Below are 18937 nucleotides of genomic sequence, written 5' to 3' on the forward strand. Positions count from 1 at the left end.
AAATCATTCTGTCAAGATAAAAAATGTGAAAAAAATGGCCTTGGTATAACGCCAAGGCCATTCAATATTTATAAATATATTATTCTACATCTACTAATTCATCTGCTGAATCTGCTTCTGAACCTTCATTCTCAAGTGCTTCGAGAGCTGCCTGAGCCTCTGCCAACTGATTGTCAGTTGAAAGTGGGATGTTAGAATATCTCTTCATACCTGTACCAGCAGGGATTAAGCGACCGATGATAACGTTCTCTTTAAGACCGTTAAGTGGATCAATCTTACCCTTGATAGCTGCATCAGTAAGAACCTTTGTTGTCTCCTGGAATGAAGCTGCTGAAAGGAATGAGTTAGTAGCAAGTGCTGCCTTTGTGATACCAAGAAGTTCCTGTGTACCAGTAGCAAGCTCCTTACCTTCTGCTTCCATCTTTTCGTTTGCATCTTCAAAATCAAGCCAATCTACAAGTGAACCTGGCATAAATCCTGTATCACCTGCTTCATCGACACGGATACGCTTTAACATCTGACGGCAAAGTACTTCAATATGCTTATCGTTGATATCAACACCCTGTAAACGGTAAACACGCTGAACTTCACGGATTAAGTAATCCTGAACTGCTGACTTACCCTTGATTGCAAGGATATCATGTGGGTTTACAGAACCTTCTGTAAGCTCATCACCAGCCTCAAGCTCCTGTCCTGAAAGAACCTTGATACGTGAACCATAAGGGATGAGGTACTTCTCAACATCACCTGTAGCAGAGTTTGTAACAACAACCTCTCTCTTCTTTGTCTTAGAGTCTTCTTCAATAGAAACTGTACCAGCAATCTCTGTGATGATAGCAAGTCCCTTAGGCTTTCTAGCCTCGAAAAGCTCCTCGACACGAGGAAGACCCTGTGTAATATCGTTACCAGCGACACCACCAGTATGGAAAGTTCTCATAGTAAGCTGTGTACCTGGCTCACCGATTGACTGTGCAGCGATGATACCGATTGCTTCACCGACCTGTACGGCACGACCAGAAGCCATGTTAGCACCATAACACTTAGCACAAACACCAACGTGTGAACGACAGTTAAGTACGTTTCTAATCTTAACCTTCTTGATTGGCTGTCCCTTCTCATCTACACCACGCTCGATGATTGCAGCTGCACGCTTAGGTGTAATCATGTGATTAGCCTTAACAATCATTTCGCCATTAGCATCGTAGATTGAGTAGCAAGAGAATCTACCTGTGATACGGTCCTTAAGAGACTCAATCTCTTCACGACCATCCATGAATGCGTATACCCACATACCAGGGATTTCTCTATCTGTTCCAGCAACACAGTCTGACTCACGGATGATAAGTTCCTGAGCAACGTCAACCATTCGACGTGTCAAGTATCCTGAATCGGCTGTACGAAGCGCTGTATCTGAAAGACCCTTACGAGCACCATGAGCTGACATGAAGTACTCAAGTACGTCAAGACCTTCACGGAAGTTTGACTTAATAGGAAGCTCGATAGTCTTACCTGTTGTATCAGCCATCAAACCACGCATACCTGCAAGCTGTTTAATCTGCTTTTCAGAACCACGGGCACCTGAATCAGCCATCATGAAGATGTTGTTGTACTTATCAAGACCATCAAGAAGGTCTCTAGTAAGCTGATCATCAGTTTCCTTCCATGTATCTACAACTTCACGGTAACGCTCTTCCTCTGTGATAAGACCACGCTTGTACTGACGAGTAATCTTATCAACTGTCTCTTCTGCCTGTGCAATAAGCTCTGGCTTCTGAGGTGGAACTGTCATATCTGAAATTGAAACTGTCATGGCAGCAATTGTTGAGTAGTGGTAACCCATTGCCTTGATATCATCAAGAACTTCTGCTGTCTTTGTAGCTCCGTGTGTATTAATAACTTTTTCAAGAATCTGCTTTAACTGCTTCTTACCAACATGGAAGTCTACTTCTGGAACAAGATCGTTCTCAGGCTTTGTACGATCTACGTAACCTAAATCCTGTGGAATGATCTCGTTAAAGAGAAGTCTACCAAGTGTTGATGAAACATCGCCTGTAACTACAGTACCATCAGCATGTGTCTTAGAAACACGAACTGTGATACGAGCATGCATTGTAAGAGCCTTGTTCTCGTATGCAAGGATTGCTTCGTTAAGGTTCTTGAATACCTTACCCTCGCCTGGCTCTTCTCTAGTATCGCCAACTGTAGTACCACGCTCCTGTGTAAGGTAGTAAATACCAAGTACCATATCCTGTGAAGGAACGGCTACAGGACCACCGTCTGAAGGCTTAAGTAAGTTGTTAGGTGAGAGAAGCATAAATCTACACTCAGCCTGAGCCTCCTGAGTAAGTGGGAGGTGAACAGCCATCTGGTCACCATCGAAATCGGCGTTGAAGGCTGTACATACAAGTGGATGAAGCTTGATAGCTCTACCTTCTACAAGGATAGGCTCGAAAGCCTGAATACCAAGTCTATGAAGTGTAGGAGCACGGTTAAGCATAACTGGATGCTCTTTAATGACATCTTCAAGGATGTCCCAAACCTCTGGCTCAAACTTCTCTACCATCTTCTTAGCGTACTTAATGTTGTGTGCCATTCCGTTGCCAACAAGCTCCTTCATAACAAAAGGCTTGAAGAGCTCGAGAGCCATCTCCTTTGGAAGACCACACTGGTAAATCTTAAGTTCTGGTCCAACGACGATAACTGAACGACCTGAGTAGTCAACACGCTTACCAAGAAGGTTCTGTCTGAATCGACCAGACTTACCCTTAAGCATGTCTGAAAGTGACTTAAGTGGTCTGTTACCAGGACCTGTAACTGGACGTCCTCTTCGACCATTATCGATAAGAGCATCAACAGCTTCCTGAAGCATACGCTTTTCGTTACGTACGATGATATCAGGAGCACCAAGCTCTAATAATCTACGAAGACGGTTATTTCTGTTGATAATACGACGGTATAAGTCGTTAAGGTCAGATGTGGCAAAACGGCCACCATCAAGCTGTACCATAGGACGAAGATCTGGTGGAATAACAGGAATAACTGTCATAATCATCCACTCAGGTCTGTTTCCTGACTCACGGAATGCTTCAACAACCTCGAGTCTCTTAATGATACGTGAACGCTTCTGACCTGTAGCGTTATCTAATTCAATCTGAAGTCTAGTTGCTTCCTCATCAAGATCGATATCCTTGAGGAGCTCCTGAATAGCTTCAGCACCCATTCCTACTCTGAAGCCGTTACCATACTGCTCTCTAGCTTCCTGGTATTCAGCTTCTGTAAGAACCTGCTTGTACATAAGAGCTGTCTCACCTGCATCAAGCACAATGTATGATGCAAAGTAGAGAACCTTCTCTAATGTCTTTGGTGAAAGATCAAGAATAAGTCCCATACGTGAAGGGATTCCCTTGAAATACCAAATATGTGAAACTGGTGCAGCAAGTTCAATGTGACCCATACGCTCACGACGAACGCTTGCCTTTGTGATTTCTACGCCACAACGGTCACAAACTACACCCTTATAACGAATCTTTTTGTACTTTCCGCAGTGACATTCCCAGTCCTTGCTAGGTCCAAAAATCTTTTCGCAGAAAAGACCATCCTTTTCAGGCTTCAGTGTACGATAATTGATTGTCTCAGGCTTCTTTACCTCGCCACGAGACCACTGTCTGATCTTCTCAGGTGAAGCCAATCCAATCTGTATTGCGTCAAATGCTATTGGTTGATATGTCGCTTCTTTATTCTCTGGCATTTTGTAGCTCCCTTCCTATTTATTCCTCATCAAAATCATCTGCTACATCGCTAAAATCTTCATCATCTTCGAATGGTGTATCATCTTCATCATCAACAAGGTCACCATCAGAATCAAACTTCTTCTTAGTAAATCCTGCCTGTGCGAATGAATTGTCATCTTCGAAAGCGAAGTTTCTATCACTACCTGCGATGATAGCATTGAGGTCTGTATTTCCATATTCACTTGTTTCCATGAGCTCTACCTCTTCACGGTTTTCATCGAGCACACGAACATCAAGACCAAGTGACTGTAATTCCTTAAGTAATACCTTGAATGACTCAGGGATACCTGGTTCAGGAATGTTTTCACCCTTGATAATAGCTTCGTATGTCTTAACACGACCGATAACATCATCAGACTTCATTGTAAGGATTTCCTGAAGTGTATATGATGCACCATAAGCCTCGAGGGCCCAAACTTCCATTTCTCCGAAACGCTGTCCACCAAACTGTGCTTTACCACCAAGTGGCTGCTGTGTAACGAGAGAGTAAGGACCAGTTGAACGAGCGTGGATCTTATCATCTACCAAGTGGTGGAGCTTAAGGTAATGCATGTGACCGATTGTAACTGGGCCATCAAATGGCTCACCTGTACGACCATCACGAAGCTGTACCTTACCATCACGAGAGATTGGAACACCCTTCCAAAGTGCTCTGTGTGCACGGTTTGTTGAAAGGTAATCCATAACGTCATCACGAAGAATATCTACATACTTATCGTAGAATGTCTCCTCGCCGTTTTCAGCTTCTTCCTTGTCAAATGGCATGTTTACATAATCATTTGCAAGTTCAAGTGTATCCTGGATATCAATTTCCTTTGCACCATCAAATACTGGTGTCTCAATGTCAAATCCAAGTGCCTTTGCTGCAAGAGAAAGGTGAATCTCAAGGACCTGACCGATATTCATACGTGAAGGAACGCCCAATGGGTTAAGTACGATATCAAGTGGACGACCATTTGGAAGATATGGCATATCTTCTACTGGAAGCACGCGGGAAACTACACCCTTGTTACCGTGACGACCGGCCATCTTATCACCAACACCGATTTTTCTCTTCTGAGCGATGTAAATACGAACTGACTTGTTTACTCCTGGAGCAAGCTCATCACCGTTTTCACGAGTGAATACCTTAGCGTCTACAACGATACCGTAAGCACCGTGTGGAACACGAAGTGATGTATCACGAACTTCTCTAGCCTTCTCACCGAAGATTGCAAGAAGAAGTCTCTCTTCTGGTGTACGCTCTGTCTCACCCTTTGGTGTAACCTTACCAACAAGGATATCACCGGCACGAACCTCAGCACCGATACGGATGATACCGCTCTCATCAAGATCCTTAAGAGCATCATCACCTACACCAGCAACATCACGTGTGATTTCCTCTGGTCCAAGCTTTGTATCACGAGCATCGATTTCGTACTCTTCAATATGGATAGATGTATAAACATCATCCTGAACGAGGCGCTCTGAAAGAAGAACGGCATCCTCGTAGTTGTAACCTTCCCATGTCATGAAACCGATAAGTGGGTTCTTACCAAGGGCAAGCTCACCATTCTTTGTAGAAGGACCATCAGCGATAACCTCGCCAGCTTCTACATGGTCACCCTTAAATACGATAGGGCGCTGATTATAGCAGTTAGACTGGTTAGAACGTGTGAACTTGAAGAGTGTGTACTCATCTCTTGTTCCGTCTTCGTCAGCCTTAACGATAATTCTGTTTGTCTCAGACATCTCAACGATACCTGCGCGCTTTGCAACTACGCAGACACCTGAATCGACAGCTGTCTTAGGTTCCATACCTGTACCAACAACTGGTGCTTCTGTAGTAAGAAGAGGAACGGCCTGACGCTGCATGTTTGATCCCATGAGGGCACGTGTAGGGTCATCGTTCTGAAGGAATGGAATAGATGCAGTAGCAACTGAGAATACCATCTTAGGAGATACGTCCATGTAATCGAACATCTTCTTATCGTATTCCTGTGTCTCCTCGCGGAAACGACCAGATACGTTCTTTCTCATGAAGTGGCCTTCTTCGTCAAGCTTGACATTAGCCTGTGCTACATGGTAGTTATCCTCTTCATCTGCTGTCATGTAAACAACTTCGTCTGTTACACGTGGGTTCTCTGGGTCTGACTTATCAATACGTCTGTATGGCGCCTCAATAAAGCCGTACTCATTGATACGAGCATAGCTTGCAAGAGAGTTGATAAGACCGATGTTAGGTCCTTCAGGTGTCTCGATAGGGCACATACGTCCATAGTGAGAATAGTGAACGTCTCGAACCTCGAATCCGGCACGATCTCTTGAAAGACCACCAGGACCAAGAGCTGAAAGACGTCTCTTATGTGTCAACTCTGAAAGTGGATTGTTCTGATCCATGAACTGTGACAACTGTGAACTACCAAAGAATTCCTTGATAGCAGCTGTAACAGGCTTAATATTGATAAGGTTCTGTGGAGAGATATCCTCAAGGTCACGAGTAGTCATACGCTCACGTACAACCTTCTCAAGACGTGATAAACCGATTCTGTACTGGTTCTGTAATAACTCACCGACAGCACGGATACGACGGTTACCAAGGTGATCGATATCATCATCCTTACCAATGCCATATTCAAGATGCATGTTGTAGTTAATAGAAGCAAAAATATCCTCAACAGTGATGTGCTTTGGAATAAGATCTGCTACATTTCTTACGATAGCATCTTCGATATCTTCTTTTGTTGTGTTCTCAGAGAGAATTCTCTCAAGAACTGGGTAATAAACGAGCTCTGTAACACCAAGAGCTTCTGCATCACAATCAACAAACTTTGTGATGTCTACCATCATATTTGAAAGGACCTTGACATTGCGTGTCTCTGCCTGAATATATACATGTGTAACTGCTGCGTTCTGGATTTCATCAGCCTTCTCGATAGTAATCTTATCTCCAGCCTTTGCGATGATTTCACCAGTTGTTGTATCAACAACATCCTCAGCTAAAATCTGACCTGCAATACGGTTGCGAAGCATAAGCTTCTTATTGAATTTATAACGTCCAACCTTTGCAAGGTCATAACGTCTAGGATCGAAGAACATACCGTGGATAAGTGACTCTGCACTATCCTTAGCAAGTGGCTCGCCTGGACGAAGCTTACGATATAACTCTAAAAGGCCGCCTTCATAGCTACCCTGTGGATTCTTTTCTGTGATAGATGGATCCTTAGCAAATGTAGCAAGAATCTTTGGCTCCTCACCGAAAACATCTATAATTTCCTGGTTTGTTCCTAAACCAAGTGCACGGATAAGAACTGTAACAGGTACCTTTCTGTTACGATCTACACGTACATAAAAAACGTCATTGGAATCAGTCTCATACTCTAACCAAGCACCACGGTTTGGAATTACAGTACAAGAATACAACTCCTTACCAATCTTATCGTGACCGATTGCATAGTAGATACCTGGTGAACGTACCAACTGGCTGACGATAACACGCTCCGCTCCATTGATAACGAATGTACCTGTCTCAGTCATAAGTGGTAAATCACCCATAAAGATTTCGTGCTCCTGCATATCGCCGGATTCCTTGTTAACAAGGCGCACTTTCACCTTTAAAGGTGCAGCATATGTTGCATCTCTTTCCTTGCACTGTGGGATTGTATATTTCACCTCATCCTTGCACAGTGTAAAGTCAACAAAATGTAACTCAAGCTGGTTACCCCTATCTTGAATAGGAGAGATATCTGCGAATGCTTCTTTTAATCCGTCCTTAACGAACCAGTCGTAACTGTCCTTCTGGACCTCGATTAAATTAGGCATCTCAAGTACCTCTTTTTGTCTCGAGTAACTCATACGCAAGTTCTTTCCAGCTTTCACTGGACGTATTCTGTTTTTCTCCATTGACGTTCCACCTCTCATAATATTTTAAATTTGGAAAAATCTTAACTAAATTAGGTGTGAAAATCCATGCATAAAAATAAGCATAGAAGTACACACTGCACCACAATAGTGCAAACTACATTCTATGCCAAAAGCAACAATAAAGTCAAGTATTTATTTGTATATTTTAAAAAAAATTTGGCAGGCTCTTACGAACCTGCCAATGATTAACAATCGAGTTTAAATTACTTTAATGTAACCTTTGCACCGATTTCCTCAAGCTGAGCCTTGATTGACTCTGCTGTAGCCTTGTCAGCTGCTTCCTTGATTACCTTTGGAGCGCCATCAACGAGTTCCTTAGCTTCCTTAAGTCCAAGACCAGTAGCCTCACGAACAACCTTGATAACCTTAACCTTCTCAGAACCTACTTCTGTAAGCTCTACGTCGAACTCATCCTTTTCCTCAGCTGCTGCTGCACCGTCTGCTGCTGCTGCAACTACAACGCCTGCTGCTGCAGAAACGCCGAATTCTTCCTCACATGCCTTTACAAGGTCATTTAACTCTAATACGCTAAGCTCTTTGATAGCTGCGATAAACTCTTCTGTTGTCATCTTTGCCATGATTATTTTCCTCCATTAAATGATTAATTAAAAAATAAAATAAATTACTCTGCATCTGCTGCTGGAGCTTCCTCTGCTGGAGCCTCTGTAGATGCACCACCCTGCTCTGCGATCTGGTTGAGTACGCGAGCGAAGTTTGTGATTGGTGACTGTAAGCTGCCAAGTAACTTTGAAAGGAGCTCCTCTCTGCCTGGTACAGCTGCAACTGCTGTCATGCCCTGAGCATCATAGAATGTTCCTTCAACAACGCCGGCCTTAATCTCAAGCTTATTAGCTGTCTTAGCAAACTTAGCAATGATTCTAGCTGGTGCTGTAGCGTCATCCTTTGATACAGCGATTGCGCTAGGTCCTTCAAGAACCTCATCAAGTGCTGCGAAGTCAGTTCCTTCGAAAGCGCGCTTCATAAGTGTATTCTTGTATACCTTGTATGTAACGCCTGCTTCACGAAGCTGCTTACGTAACTGTGTGTCTTCTGCAACTGTAAGTCCACGAGCGTCAACTACTACAACTGATGCTGCATCTTTAACCTGAGCTGAGATCTCGTCAACGATAGGCTGCTTTAATTCAACTTTTGCCACGAATTTTTCCTCCTTATAATTTTCTTAGTGTTGCTTATATGAGGATAAGTAAAAAACCTCTATGCCATAAAGACATAGAGGTGATTAATCGATAAATACTTAATCGTCCTCGGCTGGTAGAATAAATCTTTACGGCTAACGCCACCTGCTGTCTTCGGCAACAACTTTTTGCATTATATCATTTGTATATAGGACTGTCAACTATTAGTTAGAAACCTTAGCAACATTAAGCTTAACGCCAGGTCCCATTGTAGGAGCAAGTGAAATGCTCTTAATGTACTGACCCTTTAAGCTTGATGGCTTAGCCTTGTTGATAGCGTCCATAAGAGTCTGGAAGTTGTCCGCTAACTGCTCCTCTGTGAAAGAAGCCTTTCCGATAGGTACATGGATAATGTTTGTCTTATCAAGTCTATACTCAATCTTACCAGCTTTGATTTCCTCAACAGCCTTAGCAACATCCATAGTAACTGTTCCAGCCTTAGGGTTTGGCATAAGTCCTCTAGGTCCAAGTACACGACCAAGACGACCAACAACACCCATCATATCTGGTGTAGCAACTACAGAATCGAAATCAGACCATCCTTCGTTCTGAATCTTTGGAATGAGTTCCTCGCCGCCTACGAAATCAGCGCCTGCAGCCTGTGCTTCATCAAGCTTAGCACCCTTAGCGAATACTAAAACTCGTACAGTCTTACCAGTTCCGTGTGGAAGTACAACTGCACCACGGATCTGCTGCTCAGCGTGACGTCCGTCACAACCAGTTCTGATATGAGCTTCAATAGTCTCATCAAATTTTGCAGTAGCATTCTTCTTTACCTGTGAGATTGCTTCTGCTGGATCATATGCAACTGACTTGTCGTATGAGCTAACAGCTGCAACGTATTTCTTTCCTCTTTTCATGTTTACCTCCTGTGGTTTATCGAGCTTTTCAGCTCTCCCACTCAATTAATTAATAAGTAAGAACGTTGTTTTCGCTAAGCTGCAAATTACTCTACAACCTCAACGCCCATTGATCTACATGTTCCTTCGATCATGCTCATAGCTGCCTCAAGTGAAGCTGCGTTAAGGTCAGGCATCTTTGTCTCTGCGATTTCCTGAACCTGAGCCTTTGTAATCTTTGCAACCTTTGTCTTATTAGGTGTGCCAGATGCCTTCTGAAGCTTGCAAGCCTTCTTAATAAGAACTGCTGCTGGTGGAGTCTTTGTGATGAAGCTGAAGCTTCTATCTGCATAAACAGTGATAACTGTAGGAACGATTGTATCTCCCATATCAGCTGTCTTTGCGTTAAACTGCTTTGTAAACTCCACGATATTTACACCGTGCTGACCAAGTGCTGGACCTACAGGTGGGGCTGGTGTAGCCTTGCCTGCTGGAATCTGCAACTTGATATAGCCTTCAATTTTCTTTGCCATGATATCCTATTCCTCCTGCAAAACTATCCGACACATTAATTCAAAAGATAGTGCCGAATTAATCCATCTTTCGTACGTCCGTGAAATCAATCTCAACTGGTGTTTCACGTCCGAACATTTCAACGCTGATTGTGACTGTCTGTTTCTTAGCATTGATAAACTTAACAACACCAACGGTATCTTTCCAGGTACCATCGATAACACTAAGGGTATCCCCAATCTCAAAGTCAACCTCAACGTTAACCTTTTCAGTGTTTGAACCTAGTAAGTATGCCTGAACCTCTGCGTCTGACAATGGCACTGGCTTACTTCCTGGTCCAACGAAGCCTGTAACACCTCTTGTGTTTCTGACAACATACCAGGTTTCATCATTCATAATCATCTCAATAAGAACGTAACCAGGGTACATCTTTTTTGAAACTTGCTTTTTAACGCCATCCTTAGTTTCGGTAACCTCAACCATAGGTACTCGTACATCAAGAATCTGCTCCTCGAGATGTTGTGTCTCGATTGCCTTTTCAATGTTTGTCTTGACTTTGTTCTCATAGCCTGAGTAAGTATGAACTACATACCACTTTGCCTCTGCCATATGCGATGCCTCCATTATAAATTAACTAGGATATTAACACCCTTGTTGATCACTGCATCTAATACGATGATGATCACTGCTACAACTACTGACACAGCAACTACTGCTGTTGTCTGCTTTGACACGTCCTTAGGATCTGCCCAGACAATCTTGTTAAACTCTGCCTTGAGACCCGCGAAACGTCCTGACTTTACCTTCTTCTCTTCTGTCATCTCTGCACCTCCGCTAGACTACTTTGTCTCTTTGTGCATTGTGTGTTTCTTGCAGAATCTGCAATACTTCTTTGTTTCCATTCTGTCAGGGTGTGTCTTCTTGTCTTTTGTCATGTTGTAATTACGCTGCTGGCACTCTGTGCAAGCCAATGTTATCTTTGTGCGCACAACTTCCACCTCCGTTAAATTTCTACTTTGGTCCCCTTATACTCACTCATCATAGCGAACAATTTGATGAGGCGAAAAAAGAGCATAAAAAAAAGACCTGCTTTTCTTAGTCGCTAGCTAAATTTATCATAGCTTGCAATAAGTGTCAAGTCTTTTTTTATTTGTTACTATTAACCCTTCACACCACCAAGTGTTACGCCACCAACGATGTGCTTAGATAATACTAGATAAACTATTATAACAGGGAAGATTGAGAATGCAATCATCATATAAACCTGTCCCATATCAAACTTAAGCCAGTCTGCGTTACGGAGCTGAGCAATAAGAATAGGAAGAGTCTTCTTTGCATCATCATGAAGTACAAGTGCTGGAGTGAAGTAATTGTTCCAGCTACCTACGAAGCTGAAGATTGCCTGTACAGCAATGGCTGGCTTCATAAGTGGTACTACAATCTGGTTAAAGGTTCTAAATTCTCCAGAACCATCAATTCTGGCTGCCTCTACAAGAGATAGAGGAAGTGTAGCATCCATGTATTGCTTCATATAGAAGAATACTGCTGGAGATGCTATTGCAGGTACAACAAGAGGAATTGCACTGTTATCAAGCTTCATCTTATCAATTAACTGTAAGAAACCAAGTACAGTTACCTGTGTTGGAATCATCATAATCATTAATATGAAAGTAAAGATGAATTTCTTAGCCTTAAATTCATATGCATGGATAGCATAAGCTGTCATTGTTGAGAAATATGTAGCTAAGGTTGCTGTTAAAAATGCAATTATTAATGAGTTGAACATACCTCTTATAATAGGTAAAGTTCCGTTTTTAAGGTTTACCCAGTTCTCAATAAAATGATTACTTGGGATAGCTGTAAAGCCCGCACTTAATTCCGAATTACTTCTTGTAGCGTTAATAAACAATACATAGAACCAGAACAAGCAAAGGAAAGATATTAATATTAATACAATGTAGGCAATTAGTCTTCTGACATGAATACCACCGCCGGATTGTTTTTTATTTTCTGCCATTGTTATTCTCCTTGTTTATTTCTTTTCTGAATTTGTAAACTTATAAACAACCATGCTTAGTATTCCAGTGATTATAAACATGTAAACCGAAAGAGCACCTGCAAGACCAAAGTTCTTGCTAAACAAATGCTTATTTAAGTACATGATAAGAGTCATTGATGAACGCATTGGATCACCAGTACCGTTTGTTAAAATCTGTGGAACATCAAACATCTGTAAACCACCAATAAGTGATGTAATCATTACATATACCAATATTGGTCTAAGTAATGGCAGAGTAATTTTATAGAAAATCTGATTAGCAGTCGCGCCATCTACCTGAGCCGCCTCGAATAATGAAGGATCAATTCCCATCATACCTGCCATCAGAAGAATAGTCGTATTTCCAAACCACATAAGACAGTTCATTGTAGCCACAAGTCCTCTGACAGTTCCTGCATGGCTCATAAACTTATATGCTTCTTTTAAAACACCAACCTGAATCAACAACGAGTTGATTGGGCCACTATCAGCAAATAATGTAAAGAACAACATCGCGAATGCAGATGCCATAATCAAGTTAGGCATATAAATTACTGTTTTAAAAAATGTCTGGCACTTTAATCTAAGTGAAGGATCAGTAAACCAAGCACCTAATAATAATGAAAGTACAATCTGTGGAATAAAGCCTAGAATCCACATAATCATTGTGTTCTTGAAATATAATGGTAAATCACCATTTGTAATTATTGTTTTATAGTTTTCGATACCTACAAAATTAGGACCAATCTGTGTTAATCCTGAACGATAATTTTCAAAAAATGAATTGTATACAGTAGATACCAATGGAATCAACTGAAACACTATAAATATAACAAGGAATGGAAGTAGAAAAATGTAACCCCACTTGTTATATCTAACCACTTTACTTTTCTTAGTCATAAATGCTCCCTTTTTCTTTTAAATAGGGCGCATGGAGCTTATCCCCCATGCGCCCCCATTTTAATTATCCATCAATTAAGCAAAATAATTAGTCTACTGTTACGTCTGGATACTTCTCATGAACAGCCTTCTTGAACATATCAAGAGCTTCATCCTTTGTAGCGTTGCCAAGGAAGTAGTTCTTCATAGCCTTCTCAAGCTCTTCTGTACATCCCTGATCATAAGCAGAAAGGTTAGAAAGGTCGATCTTTTCTGCACCTTCAGCAAGACCTGCGTATGGGTTCTGTCCACCAAGAAGCTCAAGGTTACCAGACTCATCAGATGCAAGTTCCTGAAGAACTGTCTTAGAGTTTACGCAGTCAGCATCCTGCTGAGCGATTTCCTTAAGAACAGTCTTGTCTGTTGTCATTGTAAGGATGATATCCTTTACAAGGTTAGCATTGTCTGTACCTGTTGCAGCGCAGATCCATGTACCACCCCAGTAGTAAGACTGTGGTCCAACGCAGTAGCCCCAGCCGCCCTGGTTAGCGATTGTGCCTTCTTCGTCAGCTGCAAGACAGAAGTTGAAGAACCAAGCTGGTCCAAAGTAGCAGAAGATATTTCCTTCTGGTCTCTTACCCTTTGCCCAGTCATCGCCCCAAAGGTCATCTGTTGTCTCAGCCTTAGCATCAACAAGTTCCTTAGAATCATCGATCCACTTCTCGATGTTCTTATCCATTACTAACTTGCCATCCTGTACCCACTTACCAGATACGTTGTTTGAGTATGTACGATATGTATCAAATGCTGAGCACATCTTGTAACCAGCACCAACAATCTTTTCTGATGTCTCTTTGAACTTATCCCAATCAGATACAAGTGCCTGTACTTCATCAGGATCATCTGTTCCAAGAACTTCCTTAGCCATCTCTCTGTTGTAGATAAGACCAGCTGAGCAAGCCTGCCATGAAGCACCCTTTAAGTTACCGTTTGAATCTGTAACGATATCCTGTGTGTATTTATACTGATCAGAAAGGTCAGCATCTGTAATACCAAGATCCTTAAGAGCCATAGCATAATCTGTGTCAACATACTTTAAAGCGTAGTCAGCTTCAACAAGGAATATATCTACCTTGTCATCTGCAGAAGCAGATTCCTGAGCTAAAAGAGCCTCATCAAGGTTGTTCTGGTATGCATTGTCTGTAGAAGGTGTGATTGTCCAAACTACATCAACATCACCAATCTTACCGTGTGTAGCATCTACTTCCTCGTAGTTCTTGTAGTGTGACTTAAGTCTTGACTGGAACTCATCATTCCAGCAATGGATGTTGAGAACTTTACCAGTGTCTTCTGGAAGCTCAACTGCAGCGTCAGCTGCTTCTGTTGTCTCTGTTGCGCCATCAGCAGCAGATGTGTCTGTAGAAGCTGTATCAGAGCTTCCACATCCAGCAAACATAGTTGCTGTCATTGTTGCTATTGCTAGCAAACTCACAATTCTTCTTTTCATTTGTGTTCCTCCCAATTTTTACGCGCCTTGCGCGTTTTTTATAATTGTTACCGCATTTATAATAAGTTGATTCCTCAACCAAATGCCTATTTCAAATTCTGAAGGGTGTCACCTTCAAGTAATTTACCTTTTACAACCACCTGCTTAACAAGTGTTGTTTTTGGTCTTTCTATTAAATCGATTAGATTTTTTGCTGCCTGGAATCCAAGCTCATCAGCATCCTGACGATAAGTTGTAAGCCTTGGTCTGATATGACGTGCAACTTTAATACCATCAAATCCAACAACAGATACATCTTCTGGAACCTTCAAGCCTTTTTCAGAGATAGCTCGCATACCACCGTATGCAGCATAATCATCTGGATAAAAGATACAGGTTGGTCTATCTTCTAGCTCCAAAAGCTCTAAGGTCTTTTCGTACGCCCCGTGAGTATCTCTATAAGCAGATTCAAGAATATACTCATCTGGAACTGTGATTCCGTACTCTTCCAACCTCTTATTAAAGGTAATCATTCTTGTTCTTGTAACAGAAGAATCTGCGCCGTGAATGTAAGCGATTTTCTTGTGACCATTTTCTACTACGAAATCCACTAGTGTGTTAATTCCATCTACATTATCTGAAAGAATTGTTGTTGTGTCGTTGTAGATATGATCAATGGTAACAACCGGAATGTCGCTTCGGACCAGCTCTACTACCTCTGGGTCGTCAAAATGTACATTTGCAATTATTACTCCATCGAATCTTCTGTATCTTGCATGATTTAGATAAGATGACCTGCTTGGCCTTGTTCTGTCATTAGAAATAAAGGTTATATCATATCCTTCTTTTTCAACTTCCTTTTTAAAACTTTCAAGGACGCTGGCGAAGAAGTCATGCTGTAATCCGCTATTTGCATCATCCATAAATAAGACTCCAAGATTATGGGTTCTATTTGTTTTCATGGATTTTGCTGCTGCATTTGGCACGTAGCCTAACTCTCTTGCTGTCCTTCTAATTCTAGCCTTGGTTTCCGCTCCGATATCACTGTGATCGTTAAGTGCCTTACTAACAGTAGCTACGGATACATTACACTGACTTGCAATATCCTTTAATGAGACCATTATTCCATCCCTTTTCCCTTCTGAAAACGCTTAATCGTTTTCGTAACTTAAATATAGCTCTATTTTCGAAAATCTACAAGCTATTTTTCGAAATTTGTGTTTCTGTTAAATTTTCAACCCATATTTTAGTGCTTTTTGCACAAATATTGTGTTCCTGGATTGCTTTTTCACATGGTTATGGTATTCTTAATGCGTGAATAGTATGTCTATTCGCTTAAACGTTTACGTTAGTATAAATAGGTTTTTGTAGTGTTTTTTACTACTTTTATCATATTTTATACACTTAAACGTTTACTAAAATTCATTTTTCAAAATAGGGAGGATTATATGAAATACGGTTTCTTCGATGATAACAACAAAGAATATGTTATCACCACACCAAAAACTCCTTTGCCTTGGATTAATTACCTTGGCTGTACGGATTTTTTCTCTTTGATATCTAACACCTGCGGTGGCTATACCTTCTATAAAGATGCAAAGCTTCTTCGCATGACTAGATATCGTTACAATGACACTACTCCAGATACAAATGGAAAGTATTTCTATATTAAGGATGGAGATACTATTTGGAATCCAGGATGGCAGCCAACAAAGACCGAATTAGATTCATACGAATGCCGCCATGGTATTGGTTATAGTAAATTTACAGGTACTAAGAACGGCATCGAAGCTGCTCTTACAACTTTTGTTCCTATAGGTGATCCTGTTGAGCTTACAAAAGTAACCTTAACAAACAAGGGCACTGCTAAAAAAGACATCACACTCTTTTCTTATGTAGAGTGGTGCTTATGGAACGCTGATGATGATATGAAGAACTATCAGCGTAACCTTTCAATCGGTGAAGTTGAAGTAGTTGATTCTACTATTTATCACAAAACAGAATACAGAGAGCGCCGTAATCACTACGCTGTTTACTCTGTAAATACAAAGATTGATGGCTTTGAGACAAGCCGTGATGAATTCCGCGGTGCATACAACGGACCAGATAAGCCAGCTGCAGTTATTGAAGGAAAGCTTCATAACACAATCGCTTCTGGTTGGTATCCAATCGCTTCTCATCAGATTAATGTTAGCCTTGAGGCTGGCGAAAGCAAGACTTTCGTATTTGCTTTAGGATATGTTGAGAATGCTGAGGATGATAAGTGGGAAGCTCCTGGAATCATTAATAAGAAGAAAGCAAATGCTCTTCTTGCCAAGTATCAGACAACAGAAGATTTCGATAAGGCTTTCGCAGCTCTTAATACATATTGGAATGACCTTCTTAGCAAGTTCCACATCGAATCTAAGGATGAGCATGTAAACCGTATGGTAAACATCTGGAACCAGTATCAGTGCATGGTAACATTTAACATGTCACGTTCTGCTTCTTACTATGAGACAGGTATCGGCCGCGGAATGGGATTCAGAGATTCTTGTCAGGATCTTCTTGGTTTCGTTCATTTAATTCCTGACAGAGCCAGAGAGCGTATCATTGATATTGCTTCAACTCAGTTCCAGGATGGTAGCGCTTACCATCAGTATCAGCCTCTTACAAAGAAGGGCAATTCTGATATCGGTTCAGGCTTTAACGATGATCCATTATGGCTAATCGCTGGAACAAGCGCTTACATTCGCGAAACAGGTGACACTTCAATCCTTAAGGAAATGGTTCCATACGACAACGATATGTCAGTGGCAACTACACTTATGGAGCACTTACAGCGTTCATTTGATTATATTGTAAATCACAAGGGTCCACACGACCTTCCACTTATCGGTCGTGCCGATTGGAATGACTGCTTGAACCTTAACTGTTTCTCTGAGCATCCAGGTGAAAGCTTCCAGTGCTTCGGACCTTCAGAGGGACCTGTTGCAGAATCAGTATTTATTGCTGGTATGTTTGTAAAATATGGTCGCGAGTATGCAGACCTTTGCAAGCTTATGGGCGACAATTCTGAAGCTGACAGAGTTTTAGCTGAGGTTGATAAGATGATTAAAGCCATTGAGAAGGATGGCTGGGACGGCGAGTGGTTCGTAAGAGCTTATGATGCATACAGCCACAAGGTTGGTTCTAAGGAATGTGATGAAGGACAGATTTACATCGAGCCACAGGGTATGTGCGTAATGGCCGGAGTTGGTGTTGATGATGGCAACGCAAAGAAGGCCCTTGATTCAGTTAAAGAAAAGCTTGATACAAAGTATGGTGTTATGATTCTTCAGCCTGCTTACACAAGATATCATCTTGAGCTTGGTGAAATCACATCATATCCACCAGGATACAAGGAAAATGCTGGTATCTTCTGCCACAACAATCCATGGATTTCTATTGCAGAGACATGCATTGGTCGTGGTGACAGAGCCTTTGAAGTTTACAAGAAGACTTGTCCATCATATATTGAGGACATTTCTGAGATTCATAGAACAGAGCCTTATGTTTACTCACAGATGGTTGCTGGCGCAGATGCTAGATTCCACGGTGAGGCAAAGAACAGCTGGCTTACAGGAACTGCTGCATGGACATTTACAAATATTTCTCAGTACATTTTGGGAATTTATCCAACACTTGAGGGACTTTCAGTTAATCCATGTATCCCTGCAGAGTTCGGTGATTTCAATATCACACGTGTTTACCGCGGCGTAACCTACAATATTGAAATCAAGAACCCTAACAAGGTTCAAAAGGGTGTAGCTTCACTTACAGTTGATGGCGTTGAAGTTAAGGGTAATGTAATCCCATTCGACGGTAGCAAGAAGACTGTAAATGTAATCGCTACAATGAATTAGTTTCTTTTTCTTCATTAAATAATATTATTCTCCTTCTAAGAAAGAGCCAGACATTGACATCAATGTCATTAAGTTAACATTGCGGTGGAGGCTACGATGAAGAAAACGAGATTGAAGTGATATGCTTCAATCTCGTTTTTTCCTTTTTTAGACATTAAAAGAAGACAGATTGTATATCTGCCTAAATAACATTTTTAACTTTTCATTTTTATGCTACTCTATATAAGAAACCTCTAAAGATTCTTGCTGACTGGTATCTTTCACGATGTCGGTCTGGTCTAATGGGTACAAGATTTCTTGATATGATGGTTTCTAAATCAGGTGGAGATGTAATACCGCGGTAAAACTTTTTGCACATGTGAGCAGCAACTGAAAAGTTGGCTTTATATGTATATTTTCTTTGTTTTT

14 protein-coding genes, 1 pseudogene and 1 other annotated feature are annotated in these 18937 nt (G+C 41.4%); of the genes and pseudogenes, 1 reads left to right on the forward strand and 14 read right to left on the reverse strand.

Annotated elements, in window-relative coordinates:
• Positions 1-79: 79 nt before the first annotated feature.
• The 13 genes from rpoC to BM097_RS07545 all read right to left on the reverse strand — a co-directional run bounded on the left by rpoC (position 80) and on the right by BM097_RS07545 (position 15766).
• Positions 80-3748: a DNA-directed RNA polymerase subunit beta' gene (gene rpoC, locus BM097_RS07485; protein WP_090547596.1), complete on the reverse strand. Its 3669-nt coding sequence runs from the start codon at positions 3746-3748 to the stop codon at positions 80-82.
• Between the two features lie 19 nt (positions 3749-3767).
• Entirely contained in the window at positions 3768-7673 is a 3906-nt protein-coding gene (gene rpoB / locus BM097_RS07490; protein ID WP_090547598.1) for a DNA-directed RNA polymerase subunit beta, read from the reverse strand.
• A 224-nt stretch (positions 7674-7897) separates the two neighbouring features.
• Positions 7898-8272: a 50S ribosomal protein L7/L12 gene (gene rplL / locus BM097_RS07495; RefSeq protein ID WP_028242924.1), complete on the reverse strand. Its 375-nt coding sequence runs from the start codon at positions 8270-8272 to the stop codon at positions 7898-7900.
• Between the two features lie 44 nt (positions 8273-8316).
• On the reverse strand, positions 8317-8850 hold the full coding sequence (gene rplJ / locus BM097_RS07500) for a 50S ribosomal protein L10 (protein WP_090547601.1): 534 nt from the start codon (positions 8848-8850) through the stop codon (positions 8317-8319).
• A 41-nt stretch (positions 8851-8891) separates the two neighbouring features.
• Positions 8892-9026 (reverse strand) — a sequence feature (ribosomal protein L10 leader region).
• 28 nt (positions 9027-9054) lie between these two features.
• Positions 9055-9750 (reverse strand): 50S ribosomal protein L1, encoded by a 696-nt coding sequence (rplA, locus tag BM097_RS07505; protein WP_090547603.1) that lies wholly within the window; start codon positions 9748-9750, stop codon positions 9055-9057.
• An 86-nt stretch (positions 9751-9836) separates the two neighbouring features.
• A complete protein-coding gene (gene rplK, locus BM097_RS07510) occupies positions 9837-10262 on the reverse strand; it encodes a 50S ribosomal protein L11 (RefSeq protein ID WP_090547606.1) in 426 nt (141 codons plus the stop codon).
• A gap of 58 nt (positions 10263-10320) precedes the next feature.
• Entirely contained in the window at positions 10321-10851 is a 531-nt protein-coding gene (gene nusG, locus BM097_RS07515) for a transcription termination/antitermination protein NusG (RefSeq protein WP_090547609.1), read from the reverse strand.
• A 14-nt stretch (positions 10852-10865) separates the two neighbouring features.
• Positions 10866-11063, reverse strand: a complete 198-nt coding sequence (secE, locus tag BM097_RS07520) for a preprotein translocase subunit SecE (RefSeq protein WP_090547611.1) — start codon at positions 11061-11063, stop codon at positions 10866-10868.
• Positions 11064-11081: 18 nt separating this feature from the next.
• Positions 11082-11231: a 50S ribosomal protein L33 gene (gene rpmG, locus BM097_RS07525; RefSeq protein WP_028234592.1), complete on the reverse strand. Its 150-nt coding sequence runs from the start codon at positions 11229-11231 to the stop codon at positions 11082-11084.
• 170 nt (positions 11232-11401) lie between these two features.
• The gene (locus tag BM097_RS07530; protein WP_090547614.1) at positions 11402-12259 is read right to left on the reverse strand and encodes a carbohydrate ABC transporter permease; all 858 of its coding nucleotides are present in this window, start codon (positions 12257-12259) and stop codon (positions 11402-11404) included.
• 15 nt (positions 12260-12274) lie between these two features.
• A complete protein-coding gene (locus tag BM097_RS07535) occupies positions 12275-13180 on the reverse strand; it encodes a carbohydrate ABC transporter permease (RefSeq protein WP_090547617.1) in 906 nt (301 codons plus the stop codon).
• 88 nt (positions 13181-13268) lie between these two features.
• On the reverse strand, positions 13269-14666 hold the full coding sequence (locus tag BM097_RS07540) for an ABC transporter substrate-binding protein (protein WP_090547620.1): 1398 nt from the start codon (positions 14664-14666) through the stop codon (positions 13269-13271).
• An 86-nt stretch (positions 14667-14752) separates the two neighbouring features.
• On the reverse strand, positions 14753-15766 hold the full coding sequence (locus tag BM097_RS07545) for a LacI family DNA-binding transcriptional regulator (protein WP_090547622.1): 1014 nt from the start codon (positions 15764-15766) through the stop codon (positions 14753-14755).
• A gap of 327 nt (positions 15767-16093) precedes the next feature.
• On the opposite strand from BM097_RS07545, the gene BM097_RS07550 reads away from it, so the two are divergent.
• Positions 16094-18529, forward strand: coding sequence for a glycoside hydrolase family 94 protein (locus BM097_RS07550; RefSeq protein WP_090547625.1), 2436 nt, complete (start codon positions 16094-16096; stop codon positions 18527-18529).
• Between the two features lie 208 nt (positions 18530-18737).
• On the opposite strand, the pseudogene BM097_RS16330 reads toward BM097_RS07550, so the two are convergent.
• Positions 18738-18937, reverse strand: a pseudogene (locus BM097_RS16330) (IS4 family transposase); the annotation flags it as partial.

Source organism: Pseudobutyrivibrio sp. OR37 (assembly GCF_900113655.1).
GTDB lineage: Bacteria > Bacillota > Clostridia > Lachnospirales > Lachnospiraceae > Pseudobutyrivibrio.

Bases quoted from the DNA above. Each gene is read 5' to 3' on its own strand.
- rpoC (WP_090547596.1), bottom strand. From the start codon at position 3,748: ATGCCAGAGAATAAAGAAGCGACATATCAACCAATAGCATTTGACGCA.
- rpoB (WP_090547598.1), bottom strand. From the start codon at position 7,673: ATGGAGAAAAACAGAATACGTCCAGTGAAAGCTGGAAAGAACTTGCGT.
- rplL (WP_028242924.1), bottom strand. From the start codon at position 8,272: ATGGCAAAGATGACAACAGAAGAGTTTATCGCAGCTATCAAAGAGCTT.
- rplA (WP_090547603.1), bottom strand. From the start codon at position 9,750: ATGAAAAGAGGAAAGAAATACGTTGCAGCTGTTAGCTCATACGACAAG.
- rplK (WP_090547606.1), bottom strand. From the start codon at position 10,262: ATGGCAAAGAAAATTGAAGGCTATATCAAGTTGCAGATTCCAGCAGGC.
- nusG (WP_090547609.1), bottom strand. From the start codon at position 10,851: ATGGCAGAGGCAAAGTGGTATGTAGTTCATACTTACTCAGGCTATGAG.
- secE (WP_090547611.1), bottom strand. From the start codon at position 11,063: ATGACAGAAGAGAAGAAGGTAAAGTCAGGACGTTTCGCGGGTCTCAAG.
- BM097_RS07530 (WP_090547614.1), bottom strand. From the start codon at position 12,259: ATGGCAGAAAATAAAAAACAATCCGGCGGTGGTATTCATGTCAGAAGA.
- BM097_RS07535 (WP_090547617.1), bottom strand. From the start codon at position 13,180: ATGACTAAGAAAAGTAAAGTGGTTAGATATAACAAGTGGGGTTACATT.
- BM097_RS07540 (WP_090547620.1), bottom strand. From the start codon at position 14,666: ATGAAAAGAAGAATTGTGAGTTTGCTAGCAATAGCAACAATGACAGCA.
- BM097_RS07545 (WP_090547622.1), bottom strand. From the start codon at position 15,766: ATGGTCTCATTAAAGGATATTGCAAGTCAGTGTAATGTATCCGTAGCT.
- BM097_RS07550 (WP_090547625.1), top strand. From the start codon at position 16,094: ATGAAATACGGTTTCTTCGATGATAACAACAAAGAATATGTTATCACC.